General features: G+C 69.0%; 16 protein-coding genes and 2 tRNA genes. 5 read left to right on the top strand and 13 right to left on the bottom strand.

Annotated features, from left to right (window positions below):
• Nucleotides 1-27: 27 nt before the first annotated feature.
• The 5 genes from QSJ30_RS02895 to QSJ30_RS02875 form a co-directional block, all read right to left on the bottom strand.
• Nucleotides 28-3,114, bottom strand: coding sequence for a TonB-dependent receptor (locus tag QSJ30_RS02895; RefSeq protein WP_285606281.1), 3,087 nt, complete (start codon nt 3,112-3,114; stop codon nt 28-30).
• A gap of 185 nt (nt 3,115-3,299) precedes the next feature.
• A complete protein-coding gene (locus QSJ30_RS02890) occupies nt 3,300-3,704 on the bottom strand; it encodes a bacteriohemerythrin (RefSeq protein WP_285606280.1) in 405 nt (134 codons plus the stop codon).
• Between the two features lie 152 nt (nt 3,705-3,856).
• Nucleotides 3,857-3,943, bottom strand: a tRNA-Leu gene (locus QSJ30_RS02885).
• A 34-nt stretch (nt 3,944-3,977) separates the two neighbouring features.
• Nucleotides 3,978-5,687, bottom strand: a complete 1,710-nt coding sequence (nadE, locus tag QSJ30_RS02880) for an NAD(+) synthase (protein WP_285606279.1) — start codon at nt 5,685-5,687, stop codon at nt 3,978-3,980.
• A 20-nt stretch (nt 5,688-5,707) separates the two neighbouring features.
• Complete coding sequence (locus QSJ30_RS02875) at nt 5,708-6,850, bottom strand: sensor histidine kinase (protein WP_285606278.1); 1,143 nt, start codon at nt 6,848-6,850, stop codon at nt 5,708-5,710.
• Nucleotides 6,851-6,872: 22 nt separating this feature from the next.
• Between QSJ30_RS02875 and QSJ30_RS02870 the strand changes: the two genes are divergently transcribed.
• On the top strand, nt 6,873-7,700 hold the full coding sequence (locus QSJ30_RS02870; RefSeq protein WP_285606277.1) for a pyruvate, water dikinase regulatory protein: 828 nt from the start codon (nt 6,873-6,875) through the stop codon (nt 7,698-7,700).
• Between the two features lie 32 nt (nt 7,701-7,732).
• Here QSJ30_RS02870 and QSJ30_RS02865 read toward each other — a convergent pair whose 3' ends face one another.
• Together QSJ30_RS02865 and pap are read right to left on the bottom strand one after the other, a co-directional pair.
• Nucleotides 7,733-8,338 carry a hypothetical protein gene (locus QSJ30_RS02865; RefSeq protein WP_285606276.1) on the bottom strand — a complete coding sequence of 202 codons (606 nt, stop codon included), beginning with the start codon at nt 8,336-8,338 and terminating at the stop codon, nt 7,733-7,735.
• Nucleotides 8,339-8,400: 62 nt separating this feature from the next.
• On the bottom strand, nt 8,401-9,876 hold the full coding sequence (pap, locus tag QSJ30_RS02860) for a polyphosphate:AMP phosphotransferase (protein ID WP_285606275.1): 1,476 nt from the start codon (nt 9,874-9,876) through the stop codon (nt 8,401-8,403).
• A 93-nt stretch (nt 9,877-9,969) separates the two neighbouring features.
• On the opposite strand from pap, the gene QSJ30_RS02855 reads away from it, so the two are divergent.
• A complete protein-coding gene (locus QSJ30_RS02855; protein WP_285606274.1) occupies nt 9,970-10,902 on the top strand; it encodes a DUF7544 domain-containing protein in 933 nt (310 codons plus the stop codon).
• Here QSJ30_RS02855 and QSJ30_RS02850 read toward each other — a convergent pair.
• Nucleotides 10,871-12,514, bottom strand: coding sequence for an NAD(P)/FAD-dependent oxidoreductase (locus QSJ30_RS02850; RefSeq protein WP_285606273.1), 1,644 nt, complete (start codon nt 12,512-12,514; stop codon nt 10,871-10,873). The genes QSJ30_RS02855 and QSJ30_RS02850 overlap by 32 nt on opposite strands.
• 97 nt (nt 12,515-12,611) lie before the next feature.
• Between QSJ30_RS02850 and QSJ30_RS02845 the strand changes: the two genes are divergently transcribed.
• Entirely contained in the window at nt 12,612-13,529 is a 918-nt protein-coding gene (locus QSJ30_RS02845) for a TIGR01777 family oxidoreductase (protein ID WP_285606272.1), read from the top strand.
• A 17-nt stretch (nt 13,530-13,546) separates the two neighbouring features.
• Here QSJ30_RS02845 and QSJ30_RS02840 read toward each other — a convergent pair whose 3' ends face one another.
• From QSJ30_RS02840 to QSJ30_RS02830, 3 genes are all read right to left on the bottom strand, one after another.
• A complete protein-coding gene (locus QSJ30_RS02840) occupies nt 13,547-15,844 on the bottom strand; it encodes an ATP-dependent helicase (RefSeq protein WP_285606271.1) in 2,298 nt (765 codons plus the stop codon).
• Nucleotides 15,845-15,871: 27 nt separating this feature from the next.
• Nucleotides 15,872-16,228, bottom strand: coding sequence for a c-type cytochrome (locus QSJ30_RS02835; protein ID WP_285606270.1), 357 nt, complete (start codon nt 16,226-16,228; stop codon nt 15,872-15,874).
• Nucleotides 16,229-16,296: 68 nt separating this feature from the next.
• Nucleotides 16,297-16,626: a c-type cytochrome gene (locus QSJ30_RS02830; RefSeq protein WP_285606269.1), complete on the bottom strand. Its 330-nt coding sequence runs from the start codon at nt 16,624-16,626 to the stop codon at nt 16,297-16,299.
• Nucleotides 16,627-16,673: 47 nt separating this feature from the next.
• Here QSJ30_RS02830 and QSJ30_RS02825 point away from each other — a divergent pair.
• Nucleotides 16,674-16,759 (top strand) — tRNA-Leu (locus QSJ30_RS02825).
• A 12-nt stretch (nt 16,760-16,771) separates the two neighbouring features.
• Here QSJ30_RS02825 and QSJ30_RS02820 read toward each other — a convergent pair.
• Nucleotides 16,772-17,314: a hypothetical protein gene (locus QSJ30_RS02820; protein WP_285606268.1), complete on the bottom strand. Its 543-nt coding sequence runs from the start codon at nt 17,312-17,314 to the stop codon at nt 16,772-16,774.
• A gap of 66 nt (nt 17,315-17,380) precedes the next feature.
• On the opposite strand from QSJ30_RS02820, the gene QSJ30_RS02815 reads away from it, so the two are divergent.
• A complete protein-coding gene (locus QSJ30_RS02815; RefSeq protein WP_285606267.1) occupies nt 17,381-18,253 on the top strand; it encodes an aldose 1-epimerase family protein in 873 nt (290 codons plus the stop codon).
• A 13-nt stretch (nt 18,254-18,266) separates the two neighbouring features.
• On the opposite strand, the gene miaB is transcribed toward QSJ30_RS02815, so the two are convergent.
• Nucleotides 18,267-19,571 carry a tRNA (N6-isopentenyl adenosine(37)-C2)-methylthiotransferase MiaB gene (gene miaB, locus QSJ30_RS02810; protein ID WP_285606266.1) on the bottom strand — a complete coding sequence of 435 codons (1,305 nt, stop codon included), beginning with the start codon at nt 19,569-19,571 and terminating at the stop codon, nt 18,267-18,269.
• Between the last annotated feature and the right edge of the window lie 62 nt (nt 19,572-19,633).

Raw genomic sequence — 19,633 nt, 5'->3', positions numbered from 1 at the left:
GGGCCTTCTTCTTGCCAGCTGCGGCGATCAGAACTTGGCGCGGACGCCGAGCTGGACCTCGCGGGTGCTGCGGTCGGGCAGGTTGATGAATCCGAAATCGGACACGGGGACGAACCCGACGGTGGCGTTGCCCTGGGTGCCGGTGGTCAGCGTGGTGCGCTGGTTGGCCCAGTTCGGCAGGTTGAAGATGTCCAGGAAGGCCTGGATCTCGAAGCGGCGGGCGATCTTGAAGTCCCGGCTCAGGCGGAGGTCCAGGCTGCGGAGCGAGGGCTGCCGGAACTGGTTGCGCTCCGTGTTCGGGCTGTAGTCGTTGGTGGCGCCATCCCCGTTCAGGTCGCCGGAGTAGGAGACGCCCGTGATCGTGCGGCCGGTATTGAAGGAGCTGTAGGGACGACCGGAGGTGTAGCTGAAGTTCACGGCACCCTGGATGCCGAAGTAGACGGGGAAGTAGCCCGCGAAGACCACCCGCCAGCGGCGGTCATTGTCGCTGTAGGCATAGGTGGCCAGGGGATCCGCCGGGTTGTTGACGTTCGATTCCGAGCTGGCGCTGGCGGTGGTGCGCTCGTTGGAGTTGTTGTCCCGGGCCTTGGACCAGGTCAGGTTGGAGGTGAAGCCCCAGCCCGACTCGGCCCGCTTGGACAGCGTGAGGATCAGGGCCTGGTATTTGCCTTCCCCATCATTCCGGCTGAGGAACACGTCGCCGAACCCGGTGAAATCCAGGAGCCGGCCGGCCACCACGGCCTTGGCAGGGCGGGCGCCACCGAAGAGGTTGGTGGTGAGGGGATAGCCGTCGTTGTAATACGAACCGGCGGGAGCCCCGATCTGGTTCAGGTTGATGTTCACGAAGTACTGGAGGTTCTCGAACTTCGCGTACACCGCCTGGAAGCCCACGGTATAGCCGTTGTCGTAGGCGTGCTCGATGCCCAGAGCCGCGCGCTTGGCCACGGACAGGTCGTTCCGCGGGTCCCAGACCTGCCCCTGCTTGGAGTTGGTGTTGCCCACCGTGGCCAGCAGTGTGGGATCCAGCCGAGTGAGGGTGGTCCCGGACACGCGGTTGGCGTAGGAGAGGAGGCCGGTGTTGAACTGGGCGTTGGTGGACGCGCCGTTGGAGATCCGGTAGGTCGAGGTGGTGTTCCCGTTGCTGTTCATGGTGTTGGACACGGTGAGGCTTGGGTTGGGGCTGGAGAACCAGCCGTAGCCGCCTCGGATGAGGGTCTTGCCATTGCCCTTCAGGTCGTAGGTGAACCCGAAGCGGGGATCGTAGGCCGACGCGTCATTGGCCTGGTCCAGGCCGGCGAACTGGGTGTTGGGGCGCGGGTTGTCCGGCTGGTCCTCGCGGGTGGCCCGGAGGCCGAGGCTGAGGAGCAGCCTGCGGTCCAGCAGGCCCTGGTACTGGCCCTGAACATAGCCCGCGTAGAGCTTGGACTTGTAGGAGATGGCCCCGCCGTAGTTGCTGAAGGCCCCCTGGTAGACCAGCGTGTCGCCGGTGCCCACAGTGCCCGTGGCCCAGCGGCTGGCCGTGGCGTAGTTCCCGAACTGGAAGGAGCCGTTCTGGTAGCGGAAGAAGGTGTTCTTGAAGTCGAAGAACTGAAGGTCCACGCCTCCCTTCACCGTCCAGTCGCCCTGGCTCCAGGTGAGGTTGTCGATGACCTGCCAGCTGTACTCGTCCAGGCCGTTGGGGAGGAAGTTGTTCTGGCCCGCCGTAAAGCCGCTGTTCACCTGGAACTCCGGGGCGGCGGTGGTGTTGGCGTAGCGGGGGCGGCGCTCGATGGCGCGCTGGATGCGGGCCTCGTTCACCAGGTTCGCGCCGAGAATGCTGTTCAGCTCGGCCACCCAGGAGAGGCCGCTGTTCTTCTCCAACCCCTGCTGGGTCTGGCCCGTGGTGGGGGCGAAGCTGCTGGTGAAGGAGGTGGTGCCGTTCTCAGACTTCCAGTCCTGGGCGTTCACGCGCAGGGTGGCCCGGTGGTTCTCGTTGATGGTCCAGTCCAAGCGGCCGAAGTAGACGGTGTTGGTGCGGTCGTTCGTATAGCTGCGGCCGCCCTCCTGGGCCAGGGTGCGCCCGTCATTCCCCATCACCAGGCCGCCGAAGGTGCCGATGAAGGTGTTGAAGGCCGCCAGGTTGGTGGAGGCGCTGGTGCCGATGGCGAAGTCCGGCGTCATGTCCTCTTTGTACTTGTAGGTCTCGACGCCCACGAAGAAGTGCAGCTTGTCCTTGATGATCGGGCCGCCCACGTTCACGTTGAACTGGGTCTGGGTGAAGTTCTTCGTCAGGGCCTTGTTCGTGTTGGTGGTCCCGCGCGGATCGTAGGGCACGGGCCGGATCTTCGCCACCAGTGACTTCGGCCGCACCTGCAGGAGCGCGGATCCGGAGAACTCATTGGTGCCGGTCTTGGACACGGCGTTGATCACCGCGCCCGCCGCGTTCCCGTACTGGGCATCGAAGGCGTTGGTGATGATCTGGAGTTCCTTGATGGTGTCGGCGCCGAAGGCGAAGGGGATGCGGGTGGAGCCGCGCTGCTCGCCGAAGAAGTTCGACTGGTACGAAGCGCCGTCAATGGTCAGGTTGTTCTGGATGCCGCGGGCGCCCTCCATGGACACGCGGTTGTTGTCGGAGTCGTAGACCGAGCCGGGCGTGAGCTGCACCAGGGCCGTGAAGTCGCGGCCGCCCGCCAAGGGGAGCGCCTCCACCAGCTTGCTGTCCACGGCGGTGACGCTGTTCACCTGGGTGGTGTCCAGGGTCTGGGACGAGGCGACGATCTCCACCATGGCCGAGGCCTCGGCCACATCCAGGCTGAAGTTCGCGATGGTGTTCTGGCCCAGGGACACCTGGACACCGGTGTCCTTCAGGGTGCGCATGCCGGAGGCGGCCACCGTGAGCTCATAGTTCCCCACGGGCAGCAGGCCGATCTGGTACTCGCCCAGGGAATTGGTCGTGGCGGTGCGGACCAGGCCCGTCTCCCGGTTCCGCAGGGAGAGACTGGCGCCGGGCACCGCCTGGCCGGCCTTGTTCTTGACCACGCCGCGCACCGCGCCCGCGGTGGAGGAGGTCTGGGCCGAGGCGATCGTGGCACAGGCGAGGGCAGTCAGCGTGAGGGTGGTCCAGCGTCGGTTCATCGTCGCTCCTGGGCCAGGGGTCTGGCCGTCGGTGGATGGAGGATCCCGGTTCTTCCGGTTATCCGTGGCAGGGGAGAGTCCAAGGATCTCCGATCCTGGCCAAACGGCTCAAGTGCCTTTTTCACCCGGAAAATTCCCGGAAATTCCCGACGGCCGTCACCCGGCCGTCACAGGCGGAGCCCAGGTCAGGCCAAGTTCCGGGATTTCAGGAAGGTCACGAAGCCGAAGTCCCCATCGCTGATGTGGTGCTTCAACCAGCCTTCCATGAAGGTCGGGATCATCAGCGCCAGGGTGTGGTGGCTCTCCCGAAACTTGTTGTGCAGCTCATGGAGGCTGGTGAGCATGGAGGCGTGCTCGGCCACGTGCTGGGTCAGGTCCGGGTACCCGAACCGCGCCATGAAGGCTTCCTCGGTGGCGAAGTGGCGCTCGGAATGGCTGACCAGCGTGGCCAGGAGGGTCTCGATCTCCGTCCGGTCCGCCCCGGACTGGACGGAACTCCTGAGGCGATCGACGGTGGCGAAAAGTTCCTGGTGCTGTTCGTCGATGATCTGGATGCCCGTGTTGTAGCGGGTGTTCCAAACGACTTCCATGGTCCGGGTCCTTTTCGTGGCGAACAGCAGTGGGATCCGGTCAGGGGCCGACAGGCGCTCGACTCGGATCTTCAAACGGGGGGACTGACAGCCGAATGTAGACTTCCGCGGACATCCATTCAAGGAGATTGTGGTCAATTAATCGTGGAAGTTGGTACCGGTGGTCGGACTCGAACCGACACTCCTTTAGGGGGAAACGGATTTTGAGTCCGTCGCGTCTGCCATTTCGCCACACCGGCCAGGAGGGCCAGAATATCGCGGCCATGCGGGTTTTCATAGGCTTGTGAGGGGGATCCTCCGGCCTGCACCGAAGGCCTTGGGGCTCACCTTGAACGCGAAGGGCAGCTGCCGCCGCTTGAATTCCGAGCGGCGCAGGAGACCCAGGATGCGGGGGAGCGAGGTCCGGGCCTGATCCAGGGCGGCCCCTTCCAGCACCAGCGCCAGGTCGTCCCCGAGCCCCTCCTCGGGGCGCTGGGCCTCCAGGGCTGCGCCCAGGATGGCGTCCAGCTGGGCGTAGGGCAGGAGACTGGCCTCATCTGTCTGGCCCGGTCGCAGCTCCGCCGTGGGGGGGCGCTCCACCACGCCCCGGGGCACGGCATCCCCCAGCTCCCGCGCCACGGCATAGACCCGGGCCTTGAGGCAGTCCCCCAGGGGGGCGAAGGCGCCGATGCCATCGCCGTAGAGCGTGAAGTAGCCGGTGGCGGCTTCGCTCTTGTTCCCCGTGTTCAGCACGGCCACGCGGCTGGTGCCGAGGCGGTGGTGGATCTCCGGCTCCGAGGTCAGCGCCATGAGCAGGCTGCCGCGGCACCGGCTCTGCAGGTTCTCGTCCGTGAGGCCGAAGGCGCGGTCCGGCAGGGCCTGCTCCAGGGCCGCGGTGAACCCGGCGAAAGGCGCATCGACGTTGATGTCCAGGAAGCCCAGGCCGAGCTGCCGGGCCTGCTGCTCCGCCAGGGCGGAACTCTCCCCGCTGCTGAACCGCGTGGGGAGGGCCACGCCCAGCACCCGGCCGGGGCCGAGGGCCTCCACGGCGAGGGCCGCGGCCACGGCGCTGTCGATGCCGCCGGAGAGTCCCAGCACCAGCGCCTCGAGCCCCTGCTTGGCCAGGTTGTCGCGGATCCCCATCACCAGCGCGGTCCGCAGCCAGGAAGCCTCCGCCACGGTGCGCCAGGCCTCGCCGGGCTGGCTGGTATCCACCAGGTGTGGCCCCTCGTGGAACGGTTCGCAACCCTGCCAGCGGCCGTCCGGGAGCGCCAGGCCCGAGCCGCCGTCGAAGAGCAGCCAGCTCTCGGCCCCCACCCGGCTGGCGTAGGCGATGGGGACCCCGTGTTTCTGGGCCAGGCCCGGCAGCAGGCGCTGCCGCTGGGCATCCTTCGAGGGGATGGCCCAGGGGGCGCTGCGACCCGGCGGCAGGTAGCTCCCCAGCCCGCTGGGGCTGGCGCTGCCGTTGAGGATCAGCGTGGCCCCCGCCGCGGCCAGGTCCGCGATGGGATCCACCCCGTAGCCCACGGGGGCATTCCCCAGCTGGGGATCCGCCCAGAGGTCTTCGCAGATGGAGAGGCCGATGCGGTGCCCCCGGAAGGCCACCAGCGGCTGGGGCGAGGGATCCGGCTCGAAATAGCGGTGTTCGTCGAAGATGTCGTAGCTGGGCAGCACGCGCTTGTGCGCGCAGTGGCGGAGGGCCCCGCCCTCGCACCACCACAGCTCGTTCCAGAGGCGTCCGGAGGGTGCCGGGCGGGCGGTCCCGAAGAGCAGCGGCACGGGCCCGGACAGCGCCGCCAGCCGGTGGGATTCCCGCTCGATGCGCCGCCGGAGGCCCGTCTCCCAGAGGCGATCCTCCGCCAGGTAGCCCGGAATGGCCAGCTCGGGCGCCAGGACCAGCTCCGCGCCCCGGGTCACCGCCTCGGCGTAGGCCGCCTCCAGGGCCCGGCCGTTGCCCTCGGGGTCGCCGAGGCGGGCGTTGAGCTGAAGGAGCGCGATCTTCATGACATCAAGTTACCAGCGTCCTACCAGCGGATCTCCGCACAGGTGCCGCCCTCGGGACGGGGCACCAGGCGCAGATCGGCCCCCTGGGCATTCAGCCACTTCAGGGCCAGGGGAAGCCCCAGGCCCGTGCCGTCCGGCCGGCCGCTTTCGAAGGGCCGGAGCATGCGGATGGCCGTGTCCTCCGACAGCCCGGGCCCATCGTCGAGGATGTCGATCCGCCCGGGGGCGACCCGCAGCAGGATCCGGCCCCCGAGCGGCGTGGCCTGGCAGGCGTTCTCCAGCAGGTTCACCAGGGCCTGGTGGAGCAGCAGCGGGTCGCCCGTGGCCCCGCCCTCCCCTTCCACCGCCAGCTGGCGACCCTGGCTCATGGGCCGGCGCTTCAGCTCCACCAGGGCCTGGGCGGCGGCCTCCTCGAGGCGGAGCGGCTCCGCCACCGGATCCAGCGGCTTCGCCCACTGGAGAAAGCGCTGGACCATCCGCTCCAGATCCTCGGTCTCCTCCAGCAGGTCCTCCGCGGCCTCCCCATGGCCAGCCCGCTTCAGCATCTGCCCCCGGCCCTTGAGCACCGCCAGGCCGTTCTTGAGCTGGTGGGCCACGCCCGCCGTCATCTCGCCCAGGTCCGCGAAGCGTTCCCGCAGCTGGCGACGATGCTCCTCGGCCTCGGCCTCGGTGACATCCTCGAACTGCACCAGCGCGCCGATGCGGTCCGGAGCCTCGATGCGCTGGAGCCGCCAGCGGCGGCCCCCGGCGGCGCAGCGCCAGGCGGGCCCGGGTTCCCGGCCCAGGGCCTCCCGCAACCAGGGGAAGGGCTCCAGCACGAAGGCCGCCTCCAGGCCCACGACGCCGGGCCGGACGCCCAGCAGCTCGCAGCCGCGCCGGTTCAGGGCCGCCAGGCGCTGCCGCTGGTCCACCCAGAGCACGCCCGTGGGCAGCGCATCCAGCAGCCGCTCATGGACCGTGCGCAGCTCGCCCAGGGAGTTGGCCAGCTCGCCCCGCTCCCGGAGGCTGCCGGACACGGCCGAGAGCAGGAGCGCCTCGGGGTCCGCCTTGGCGCGGCGGTGGATCCGCGCCCAGCGCGCGAGGACCACGGCCACGCCGCCGATCGCCACGCCGGCCGGGAGGGCCATCGCCAGCCACACGAGGGTACGGGACAGCGGTTCCATCACCCCAGGGTATGCTCTTTCCATGGACAGGCAGCCCATCTACGTGGTGTCGGGAGGTTCCGGCGAGACCGCCCAGCGCATGGTCCAGGCGGCCCTGACCCAGTTTGCCAAGGGCGAGAGCTCCGCCCTGGTGCGCCGGTTCCAGAACGTCCGGTCCAAGGAGGACATGGACCGGGTGCTCCAGATGGCCGCGGACAAGCGCGCCGTCATCATCCACACCACCGTCTCCCGGGAGATGCGCTTCTACCTGGCGGACCGCTGCGCGGAGCTGCGGCTCACCCAGGTGGACCTCTTCGGCAACCTGCTGGACACCCTGGCCCTCTACCTGCGGGAGCGCCCCGAGGAGCGCCCCGGCAGCTTCCATGCGGTGGGCGACAAGTACTTCCGCCGCATCGAGGCCATCGAGTTCGCCCTGAAATTCGATGACGGCATCGACATGGGAGGCCTGCCCGACGCGGACATCGTGCTGGTGGGCATCAGCCGCACCAGCAAGACCCCCCTCTCCATGTATCTCGCCATGGAAGGCTACAAGGTGCTGAACGTGCCCCTCGTGCCCGGCGTCCCTCCGCCTCCCGAGCTCGACACCATCCCCCAGGGCCGCATCGTGGGCCTCACCATCCAGCCGGACCGGCTCCAGGAGATCCGCGCCTACCGCCTGAAGCGCCTGGGCGCCACCGGCAGCGCCGACAGCTACAGCGACCTGGGCCGCATCCTCGATGAGCTCGTCTATGCCGACGAAGTCTTCAAGCAGCACCGCCGCTGGCCCGTCCTCGACGTCACCGGCCGCAGCATCGAAGAGACCGCGGGCCTGGTGCTGGACCGGGTGTTCGGCAAGGAGCGGGCGGTCTGAACCGTCGAACGCTGAAAGTCCCTCCTGGTGCCTCAGGACACGCCCGGGGGAAGGGGCCGGCGCACAGGGGGCTTGGAAAACCGGGGAACATCCCGGGAGGTTGAAGGCGGGTAGGTCCCGGGCCTGAACTCGTAGCGGTAGATGAGCTGCCCGTCGGGGAGATCCTTCATCCGTGCGGGATCCGCCAAGGCCAGTTCCTCCCGGACCTTGGCCTGGAAGGCGAAGGCTCCCTCCCTGGTCTTGCCGATGAAGTGAAAGTGCTGCGGATCCCCCGTCTCCTTGTATCTCCCCTTGCTCGCGGTCTCCAGGGCCAGGAACAGCGCGCTGGCCACCCAAGGCTCAAGCGCGTCCCCACAGCGGCTCCAGGCGAGGATGGGCACCACGATGTCGATGTCGTAGATGTCCTCCAGCGGCCGGATGCGGAGCTCCCCGTAGTTCGGAGCCATGCCTGGGACCAACCGGTAGCGGGCCTTCCGATCGGCCCCGGGCAGCTGCTGGACCACCTGCTGCAGGCTGGGGGAATGCGCCAGCGCCCATTGGAACGCCCCGAGGATGATGGGGTCTGAGCCGGGGAGGAGCGGCAGTTCCGCGGCGGGCTGCACGGCCTGGGGCGGTGGGAGGGGAGGATGGGTCGGCATGGAGGAGGATCTCGCCAGATCAGTCGTGTCGTAGGGAGATGGGGCGTCCCAGGCGTTGAATCCTATAGCTCATCCTCCAGCCGCTGCACGAGGGTCCTGAGGATCTTGATCCGCCCGAAGTGCTTGTCCTCGCTCTCGACGAGGGTCCAGGGGGCGATCTCGGTGCTAGTGCGGTCCAGCATATCGCAGGTGGCGGCCTCGTAGGCGGGCCACTTCTCGCGGTTGCGCCAGTCCTCCTCGGTGATCTTGAACCGCTTGAACGGGGTGGTCTCCCGTTCCTCGAAGCGGCGCAGCTGCTCCTCCTGGCTGATGGACAGCCAGAACTTCAGCAGGAGGCTGCGGTTCCGCACCACCTGGTCCTCGAAGTCGTTGATCTCGCTGTAGGCCCGCCGCCAGTCGGCCTCGGAGCAGAAGCCCTCCACGCGCTCCACCAGCACCCGGCCGTACCAGCTGCGGTCGTAGATGGCCACCTCGCCCCGGCGCGGCAGGTTCCGCCAGAAGCGCCAGAGGTACGGCTGGGCCCGCTCCTCCTCCGTGGGCGCGGCCGTGGGGTGGATGTGGTACCGGCGGGCGTCCAGGGCCTGGGTGATGCGCCGGATGCCTCCGCCCTTCCCTGCGGCGTCCACCCCCTCGAACACCAGCACCACGGCATGCTTCCGGAAGTTCCGGTGCCGGGTGAGCAGGTTCAGCTTCCCCTGGAGGATGAGCAGCTCCTCCTCGTAGTCTTTCTTGTCCATGCGTTTGGACAGGTCCAGGGCCTTGAGGATGTTCACGCCATCCAGGGTGGGTGCCGGCGGCTGGGAGGGCGGCGGGGGGACCACCGGCGCGGGATGATCCAGCCGGGCCCGCAGGCGCTCCAGCAGGATCCTGCCCACCGTGAGCCGCTGGTAGCGGGGATCCGTGGCCTCCACCACGATCCAGGGGGCGTCCCCCGTGCTGGTGGCGCGCAGGGCCCGCTCGGCCACCTGCCGGAAGGTGTCGTACATCTCGAAGTGCTTCCAGTCCCGGGGCGTCACCCGCCAGCTCGTCTTCGGATCCTTCTCCAGGCTCTTGAGCCGCTTCTTCTGGACGGTCTTGCCAAGGTGCATCCAGAACTTCAGCACCAGGGCCCCTTCGTGGATGAGCATCTGCTCGAAGCGCGCCACCCGGGCCATGTCCTGGTCCAGGTCCGAGGTCTTGATGCGGCCATAGGCCCGCTCGAGGATGGGCCACGTGTACCAGGAGCCATCGAAGATCCCGATCTTCCCCTTGGGGGGCAGCAGGCGCCAGTAGCGCCACATGTAGGGGCGCTCGCGCTCCTCGTCCGAAGGCTCGGCCAGGCCGTGGGTCTGGATGTGCCTGGGATCCATCCACTCGTTGAGCGTGTTCACGGTCTCGCTCTTGCCGGCCCCGTCCACGCCCGCCACCAGGATGACCACGGGGAACTTCGCCGCCGCGAGGTCGTACTGGGCGTCCAGCAGCGCCTCCCGCAGGGGGGGGACCTCCCGGTCCCACACGTCCTTGTCGATCCTGTGGCCGAGCTCCGCGGATTCGAACATGGTTCCTCCGGGGCGGTGCGCCTGATCCTGCGGCTTCGGAGCCACGATAGCCGATTTCCGCCTGGAGGGAGGCCATGGAATGATGAGGCCACCATGATCTCCATCACCGATCCCATCCAGCCCGCCCTGGCCCATGTCAGGCGCATCCTCTTCGAGCCCTTCAGCGCCCGGAAGTGGTTCGTGCTGGGCTTTTCCGTCTTCCTCGCCAATCTGGTGGACGGCGGGTCCTTCAACGTCAACGGCAATCCCTTCGATCATTCCTCCCGCACCACCGCGCCTGACTTCAGTCCAGTGACGGAGTGGGTCTCCACCCACCTGCCGCTGGTGATCGCCCTGGGCGTGGTGCTCTTCATCCTGATCCTCGGCCTCGTGGTGGTGTTCCAGTGGCTGGGCAGCCGGGGCGAGTTCATGTTCCTGGACAACGTCGCCCGGGACCGGGCGGAGATCGTGGAGCCCTGGACCCGGTTCCAGGACCTGGGGAATCGCCTCTTCCGGTTCCGGCTCATGCTGCTGCTCGCCTCGCTGGGCCTCCTCATCGTCTGCGGCGGGCTCGGCGTCCTCATCGCCCTGCCCGACATCCACGCCCGCCATTTCGGGGCCTCCGCCCTCACCGGGACGATCAGCGCCGGAGGCCTCCTGTTCCTCGGATTCCTGGCCATCGCGATCATCGGCCTGCTGCTGCGCGATTTCGTGGTGCCCATCATGTATCGCCGGAACCTCGGCACCACTGAGGCCTGGGCCGTGCTGCGCCGGGAGCTCCTGCCCGGGAACCGCTGGCGCTTCGTCGGGTTCTACCTGATGACCTTCCTGCTGTGGATCCCCGCGCTCATCCTGATCCTGGCCGGCTGCTGCCTCACCTGCTGCGTGGCCATCCTGCCCTACCTCAGCTCCGTGGCCTTCCTGCCCATCTTCGTGTTCTTCCGCTGCTACTCCCTGGGCTTCCTGGAGCAGTTCGGCGAGGACTGGCGGATCATCGAGGTCCCCCAGCCCCAGATCAGTACTCGTTCGCCAGATCCCCTGCCCTGACCTGCTTCTCGAAGGGTTGGAACACCGGAGCGCCGGCTCCCTGGGCGATCCACTCGGCCACGCGGATGCCGTCCACGGCAGCGGAGGTGATGCCGCCGGCGAAGCCTGCGCCCTCCCCGCAGGGGTAGAGGCCCGGGTGCGACACGGACTGGCCGTCCTCGCCCCGCAGGAGCTGGATGGGGCTGCTGGTGCGGCTCTCGATGGCCAGCAGGATGGCCTGGCTGCTGGCAAAGCCGTGGATCTTCTGGTCGAAGGTGGGCAGGGCTCCCGCCAGCTGCTCCCGCACGAAGTCCGGCAGGCAGGTGCGCAGGTCCGCCGCCACGGCGAAGGGCCTGAAGCTGGTGCGGGGCAGGCGGCCCGTGGCGCGGCCCTTGAGGAAATCCTGCACCGCCATGGCCGGGGCCCCGTAGGTCTCGCCTGCGGCGCGGAAGGCGGCCTGCTCCCACTTCCGCTGGAAGTACATGCCACCGAGGAGGTGGTCGCTGCCGAAGTCCGCGGTGTTCACCTTGGCCACCAGCCCCGAGTTGGCGAAGCCCGAGTCGCGCTTCTCGTTGCTCATGCCGTTCACCACCACGCCGCCCTCCTCGCTGCTGCACTGGATGACCTCGCCGCCGGGGCACATGCAGAAGCTGTAGGCGGCCCGGTTCAGGCCGAAGTTGCAGACCAGCTTGTAGTCCGCGGCGGGCAGCGAGGGATGCCCTGCGCTGGGGCCGTACTGGGACCGGTCGATGAGGTCCTGGGGGTGCTCCACGCGCACGCCCATGGCGAAGGGCTTCTGGCGCATGGCCACGCCGTGGCCATGCAGCATCTCGAAGGTATCCCGGGCGCTGTGGCCCGGCGCCAGCACCAGGGCCTCGCAGGGGAGCTCCTCGCCGCTGGCCAGCACCGCGGCGCGGACGCGGCCCTGGTCATCGAAGCGGACCTCCGCCAGCCTGGCCTTGAAGCGGTACCGGGCGCCGCGAGCCTCGGCCTCCTTGCGGATGAGCACCGTGCAGCGGCGGATGACGTCTGTGCCCACGTGGGGCTTGGCCAGGTAGAGGATCCGCGGGTTCGCGCCGAAGCGCACGAAGGCCTCCAGCACGTAGCGGGTGGCCGGATGGCCGATGCGCGTGGTGAGCTTGCCGTCGCTGAAGGTGCCCGCGCCGCCCTCGCCGAACTGGGCGTTGGCCTCGGGATCCAGCACCGCCTCCTTCCACAGGCCCGCGATGGCCTGCACCCGCTCGCCCATGGCGGGCCCGCGCTCCAGCACGATGGGCTCGATGCCGTAGTCCAGCAGGCGCAGCGCGCAGAAGGTGCCGGCGGGGCCGCTGCCCACGACCACCACTCGGGGTCTGCGCGGTGGCGGCGCCACGGCATAGGGCGCGGCAGGCGGCGCCAGGTCCAGTTTGAGTCCGCCTGGATGGGGGCCCAATTCCAGGGCGCGCTCCGTATCGAAGCTGAGGGCCGTCAGGAAGCGGATGGCGCCCTTGTGGCGGGCGTCCAGACTGCGGCGTTCCAGGGCGACCGCGTGGTAGTCCTTCGGGGCACCGCCCAGGGCGTGGGCCAGGGGCTTCGCGAGGTCCAGCGCCTCCTCCCCCAGGTTCAGCGGCAGGTTGGAGAGCAGGTAGCGCACGGTTGCCTCGGCGGAAGGAGTCCCCGGGACTCAAAGCCAGGTTCAAGGATAGCGCCGGAGCTCCGGGCTTGACCTATATTCAGGCGAGGAGATGCCCATGGCGGGTTCAGATCCCAGGCGGGTGGTGGTCGCGGGCGGCACGGGGCTGGTGGGGCAGCCCCTGGTCCGGTCTCTTCTGGATCAGGGGGCGCAGGTGACGGTCCTGACCCGGAATCCAGCCCGGGCGGGCCTGCCCCCGGGAGCCCGAGCCCATGGCTGGGAGAACCTCGCGGCCCTGCTCGACGGCGCGGACGCGGTCATCAACTTGGCGGGCGAGGGGATCGCGGACCAGCGCTGGAGCCTGGCCCGCAAGGCCGCGATCCGCGACAGCCGGATCCTCGCGACCCGCCGGCTGGTGGAGGCCATGAAAGACTGCCGCCTGCCGCCCCGGGCGCTCGTGAACGCCTCGGCCATCGGCTACTACGGAGCCCGGGACCAGACGCCCGTGGATGAAGCGGACCCGCCGGGGGCCGGGTTCCTGCCCGAGGTCTGCCGGGCCTGGGAGGCGGAAGCCGCCGCGGCCTCGGCGATCGGGGTCCGTGTCGTCCGCATCCGCATCGGCGTGGTGCTGGCCCGGGACGGTGGGGCCCTGCCGAAGATGGCGCTGCCGGTCCGGTTCTGGCTCGGCTGCAAGCTCGGCTCGGGGAGGCAGGGGCTCAGCTGGATCCACCTGGACGATCTGGTCGCCATGTTCCTGGAGGCGGCCCACAACCCCGCCTGGGAGGGGCCCTTCAACGGCACGGCGCCGGCACCGGTCGACAACGAGGCTTTCACCGACCTTCTGGCACGGCGGCTTCACCGCCCCCTGATGCCGGTGCCCGGTGCCATGACTGCCGCCGCCTTGAAGGGGCTCCTGGGCGAGATGGCCGAGGCCCTCCTGCTCCAGGGCGCCTTCGTGCTTCCGACCCGGGCCCAGGCCCTGGGCTTCGGCTTCCAGTTCCCCACGGCCATATCGGCCCTTGAGGACCTGATTTAGCTGCCGGCCGCCAGCTTTCAGAAGCGCTCCAGCCCTCCGAACCGCGCCATGATGCGCCGGTCGCCGCCCTGATCGAAGCGGATGGTGTAGGTCAGGCCCTCGCCCCGGCCCGAGGAAGCCAGCACCGTGCCCGCGCCGAACCGGGCGCTCTTCACCCGCGTTCCCGCCTCAAACGCAGCCGGATCTTTTGCTTCGGCAGGTTCGGAGAACCTGCCGCCATCTGGCTCACCGGACGGCGCCGGCACCTCCTTGACCCGATCGAAGAAGCTGCGGATGCGCTGGAGCTCCGTGGCCACGGAGCCGCCGCCGGCGCCCCGGGTGAAGGAGCTGCCGGGCCGCACACCCTCGCCGGACTGGTAGAGCTCGGTGCCCCAGCGGATGGGCGCCGTCAGGGCCTCGGCGGGCAGCTCCCTCAGGAAGCGGCTGGGCATGGAGAGCATCTCGGTGCCCATGATGCGGCGGCGCCGGGCGGCGCTCAGCGTGAGCCGGCGCTGGGCGCGGGTGATGGCCACGTAGAAGAGGCGGCGCTCCTCCTCCAGGCCCTCCGGCGTCTCGCGGGCGTTGCGGTTGGGGAAGACATCCTCCTCCATGCCGATGACGAAGACGAAGGGGAACTCCAGGCCCTTGGCGCAGTGGATGGTCATGAGGCTGAGGTGGGCGGATTCCTCCACCTGGTCGGCGTCCGCGGCGAGCGTGATGCGGTCCAGGAACTCCGACAGGCGCAGGCCCAGGGACTCGGATTCCGCGGCGGCGCTGAGGAACTCCTCCAGGTTGCGGATGCGGCCCTCGGCCTCCAGCGTGGCCTCGTCCTCCAGGCTCTGGAGGTAGCCGCTCTCCTGGAGCACCCACTTCACCAGGCCCGAGAGCCCCTGGCCCTCCCGCTCGGCGGCGGCCCGGTGGAAGAGCTCGAGGAACTTGCCCATCTCCCGCTGGGCCCGGCCTTTCAGCTCGCCCGCTCGCAGCAGGATGGCCAGCCCTTCGAGGGGCGTGCCGCCTTCGGGAATGGCCCCCTCGATCTTCCCCAGCGTGGTGGGTCCCACGCCCCGGGTGGGCGCGTTCACGCAGCGGCGGAAGCTCACCAGGTCGAAGGGGTTCGAGATGAGGCGCAGGTACGAGATCAGGTCCTTCACTTCCTGGCGCTCGTAGAACTTCACGCCGCCCACCAGCCGGTAGGGCAGGTTCTGGGCGCGCAGGGCCTCTTCCATCTGCCGGGACTGCCAGTTGGCGCGGTAGAGCACGGCCACCTTGGCTTCGGGCTCACGGTAGCGCAGCTCCTGGATGCGCTGCACCACCCACTCCGCCTCCAGGCGCCCCTCGTCCGCCAGCTTGAAGGTGATGGTCTCGCCGTCGCCCAGGTCGGTCTTCAGCGCGCCCTTGCCCTCCACGCGCTGGGAGTTGTTGGCGATCACCTCCGAGGCCGCGTCCAGGATCTTCTTTGTCGAGCGGTAGTTCTGCAGCAGCTCGATGCGCACGGCCTCCGGGAAGTCCTGCTGGAAGTCGAGGATGTTGCGGATGTCCGCGCCTCTCCACCCATAGATCGACTGGTCTTCATCACCCACGACGCACAGGTTGTGGTGGCGCCGGGCCAGGTGCTGCACGAGGAGGTACTGGGCCCGGTTGGTGTCCTGGTACTCGTCCACGAGGATGAACTTGAAGCGCTCCCCGTACTGGGCCTGGACCACGGGGTCGCGGAAGAGCCGCTCGGTATAGAGCAGCAGGTCGTCGAAGTCGCAGGCCCGGTGGTTCTTCAGGCCCTTCTGATAGAGGTCATAGGCATCCAGCACCTTGCGGGTCCAGGGATCCAGGGCCTCTTCCCTCGCCTCCTCCGGCAGCAGACAGCGGTTCTTGAAGTCGCTGATGACCTCCAGGGCCTTCTTCGGATGGAACTGCTTCTCGGGGAGCTTCAGCTCCGCCAGCACCTGCTTCATCAGGCTCTTCTGGTCCGCCGGATCGAAGATGACGAAATCGCGGCCCACGGGCGTGCGCTCGCCCTCGCGGCGCAGGATCCGGGTGCAGAAGCTGTGGAAGGTGCTCACCCACATCTGCGCGGCGGGCACGGACACCAGCCGCTGGACGCGCTCCCGCATCTCCTCGGCCGCCTTGTTCGTGAAGGTCATGGCCAGGATGGAGCCCGGATGGACGCCCTCCTCCTCGATGAGCCAGGCGATGCGCCGCGTGATCACCGTGGTCTTGCCGGAGCCTGCGCCCGCCAGGATGAGCAGCGGCCCATGGGCATGGCAGACGGCCTCCCGCTGGGGGGCGTTCAGGTTGCGGAGCAGGGGGTGGGTGGAAGGATCGGGGGGGGCGCCGGGCATCCCTTCATCCTATCGGCCCACCTCCTGCTACGGCGCGATGGCTTTGCCCTTCTCGGCCTTCCGGAGCACTTCCTTCACCAGGAGCGCCGCATCGGCCTCGGTCAGGCGGTCCTTGAAGGAGGGCATGACCATGCCGAAGAAGATGCCCTTGCGGATGGTCTTCACCATGTCGGCATCCGTCTCCTTGGCGGCCTTCTTCGCGTCCGTGAAGTCGAACCCGCCGAGCTTCTTCCCGTCAGCGGCGTGGGCCGACCCGTCGGGGCCGTGGCACTTCACGCAGTTCTGGGCGAAGAAGGCCCGCAGCTCGTCCACGGACTTCAGGGGTGTCTGGGCCCCCAGGCTGGCGGCCAACAGGAGGAGGGGAAGGGTCGGGACGATCCGCATGGCCACCTCGATGGATGTTGAAACACCCGCCTAGGATGGGCCCGGCGGGCCCCCGTGCAAGGGGCGGTTCAGGGTTTTTTCCGCCCCGCCTGGGGAGCCAGGGTCTCCACCACCAGGCGCCGGGCCTCCCCTTCGGTGAGCTGCCGCGCGAAGCCGGGCATGGCCCCCCGGCCCTTCAGGATGGAGGCCACCAGGGCATCCTCCTCCTGCCTGGCCAGCCAACGGCCATCGGCGAGGTTCCGCCCTCCCAGACGCGCCCCGTTGAGTCCGCGGCCGGAGCCATCGGCCCCGTGGCAGGTCGCGCAGCGCTCCCGGTAGAACGCCCGCAGATCCCGGACCTGCGCGGACAGGGAGGCGGGCAGGATCACCAGCACCAGCGCGGCGGAACAGGTCCTCATGGCTCGACGCTATCACGGACGGCCATGCCCCGTTAGGCTGGAGCGGCGCGCCCGTGGCGGAATGGCAGACGCTGCGGACTTAAAATCCGCTTCCGGCAACGGAGTACCAGTTCGAGTCTGGTCGGGCGCACCAAAGTGTGGATGCTCACCCCTGCTCGGACTGCAGCCTCAGCAGGGGGATGAGGATCCCGTTGAACCGCTTCCACCCGGTGAGGTCGCCGCGGACCAGGCGGCGGACCTTCACCCAGTCCCCCTCGGCCGCGGCCTTGGGCACTTCCTTGAGCATAAAGTCGTAGGCCAGGATGCGGGCGGCCAGGGCCGGCTCCAGCGCCCGGTCCGGATCCTCCACCAGGTCCACACCGACCAGCTTGCCGAAGCGCGCGTACTCGGCCCGACCGAGTACCGGGATGAAGCCCCGGCCGCAGTATCTGGCGCCGTCACCGGGTTCCGTGTTGCCCAAGGCGCGCTTGAACTCGTACATGCGCCGGAAATACGCCTCACTGCCCTGTTCCCGCTCCGGCGCGAAGAGGTAACTCTCAGCCCCGATGGTCGCCACGGCGGCCATCTCCGTGGCCGGGTCCTGGATCTTGAGGGCGGCCAGCGCGTCCACCACCAGCGGCCAGTTCTGCTCCACGTTCGCGAGGGGCGCGTGGAGGGTCGTCGCGATGACGTCCGCCTTGAATGGCATGGCTGGCTCCCGGAGGAAAGCGGCAGGCTAGGCGGGCAATCTACCACGACGGCGATAATCTCGGGCATGGACATCCACCGATTGCACTCAGGCCCGGCCGAGGCCGTCATCGCCGCCACCGGCGCCGAGCTCCAGTCCCTGCGCCTGGGTGGCCGCGACCTGCTCTGGGGGGCAGGCGCCCTCTGGCCCCGCCACGCCCCCCTGCTCTTCCCCATCGTGGGCCGCCTGAAGGGCGACCTCCTCCGGCATGGCGGGGAGACCTTCCCCCTGCCCCGACACGGCTTCGCCCGGGACCGCGACTTCGCCCTGCTGGAAGGAACCGCCACCACCTGCACGGTGGAGCTGCGCGACGACGAGGCCAGCCGCGCGGCCTACCCCTTTCCCTTCGTGCTGCGGGTGGCCTACACCCTGAACGCGACCTCCCTGCGCATGGACCTCTCCCTGCGCAACCCCGGCGCCGCGCCCCTGCCCGCCAGCCTGGGCCTGCACCCGGCCTTCCGGTGGCCCCTGGCGCCGGGTCTTCCCAAGGCCGCGCACCGGCTCGTCTTCGAGACCGAGGAGCCCGGCCCGCTCCAGCGCCTGACGGCCGGGGGGCTGCTGGATCCGACCCCTCATCCCAGCCCCATCCAGGGGCGGGAGCTGCCGCTCTGCGAAGCGTTGTTCGCGGAGGACGCCCTGATCTTCCTGGAGCCCCGGAGCCGGGGCCTCCGCTTCGAAGCGGAAGGAGGACCGGCCCTCACCCTGCGCTGGGATGGCTTCCCCCACCTGGGCCTCTGGGCCAAGCCCGATCCCGGCCCCGCCTTCCTCTGCATCGAACCCTGGGAAGGCCACGCCGATCCCGAAGGCTGGGATGGGGACTTCGCCGACAAGCCGGGGAGCTTCCTGCTTCCCCCCGGCGCCACCCGCCGCTGGTCCCTCACGCTGACAACTGATAGCTGATAGCCGACAGCCCCTACACCAGCTCCGCCCCCAGGAAGTGCGGGCTGGCCTGGGTGATCCGCGCCTGCACCAACTCACCGAAGGGCAGGTCCCGGCCGGGCCCCGCTGCCAGATGCACGGTCTTCCACTCGCCGCTGCGGGCCAGCCACCAGCCATGCTCGGTGGGGCCGTGGGTCTCGATGCGGACCGGGATCTCGCGGCCCAGGAACCGCTCGTTGCTGGCCCGGGTGAGCTCGGCCTGGCGCTGCTGGAGGCGGGTCAGGCGCTCGGACTTCACGGCCATGGGCAGGTCGTCCTTCAGGCGCAGCGAGGGCGTGCCCGGCCGGGGCGAGTAGATGAAGCTGAAGGAGCTGTCGAAGGCGACCTCGTCGAGGACGCGCAGGGTGTCCTCGAAGTCCTCGTCGGTCTCCCCGGGGAAGCCCACGATGAAGTCCGTGCTGAGGGCCATGCGCGCCCGGCCTTCGCCCAGGTAGCCCAGGCGCTCCAGGTACTCGGCCACGGTGTATTCGCGCAGCATGCGCTTCAGCACCCGGTCGCTGCCGCTCTGCAGGGGCAGATGGAGGAAGGGTACGACCTTGGGATTCGTCACCAGCACCCGGGCCAGCTCTTTCGTGAAGTTCATGGGGTGGCTGGTGGTGAAGCGGATCCATTCGAGGCCTTCAACCTCGGACACCCGCTCCAGCAGCTCCGCGAAGGTGCAGCCGCCGGCATAGCTGTTCACGTTCTGGCCCAGCAGCTCCACCTCGCGATAGCCGCGCGACACCAGGCCGCGCACCTCGGCCAGGACGTCCTCGTACGGCCGATGCCGCTCGGCCCCGCGGGTGGTGGGCACGATGCAGTAGGTGCAGGCGTGGTTGCAGCCCTCGGTGATGGTCACCAGGGCCTTGGCCGTGTCCCGGCGGCGTGTGACGGCCGGCGGGAACAGGTGATTGTCCGGGTACTCGCCGGTGTCCATCACCCGGGCCTTGCCCGCCTGGGCCTCGGCCACCAGCCGCGGCAGCTGCTTCAGGGCCATGGTGCCCAGCACGAAGTCGATGTGGGGCGCCCGCTTGAACAGGGCGGCCTGCTCCTGCTGGGCCAGGCAGCCCGTGACGCCCACCAGCAGGGGACGCCGCTGCTTCTCCTCGCGCAGGCGGCCCAGCTCGGAATAGACCTTGTGCACGGCCTTCTCGCGGATGGAGCAGGTATTGAGCAGCACCAGCTCAGCGTCCTCCGCCGAATCCACGGCCTCGAAACCCTCCGCGGACAGCAGCCCCGACAGCTTCTCGCCGTCGTGGTCATTCATCTGGCAGCCCCAGGTCTGGATGTGGAACTTCATCGCGTTACTTCCCTGACAAGCATGATCCGCTCCCTGTGGGTCCCCACTGCGCGGAGTCCACC

Origin of the sequence: Geothrix edaphica (assembly GCF_030268045.1) — a bacterium.
GTDB lineage: Bacteria > Acidobacteriota > Holophagae > Holophagales > Holophagaceae > Geothrix > Geothrix edaphica.
Note: the sequence above shows the minus strand (reverse complement) of the source record. Positions and strands in the feature narration are given on the sequence as shown.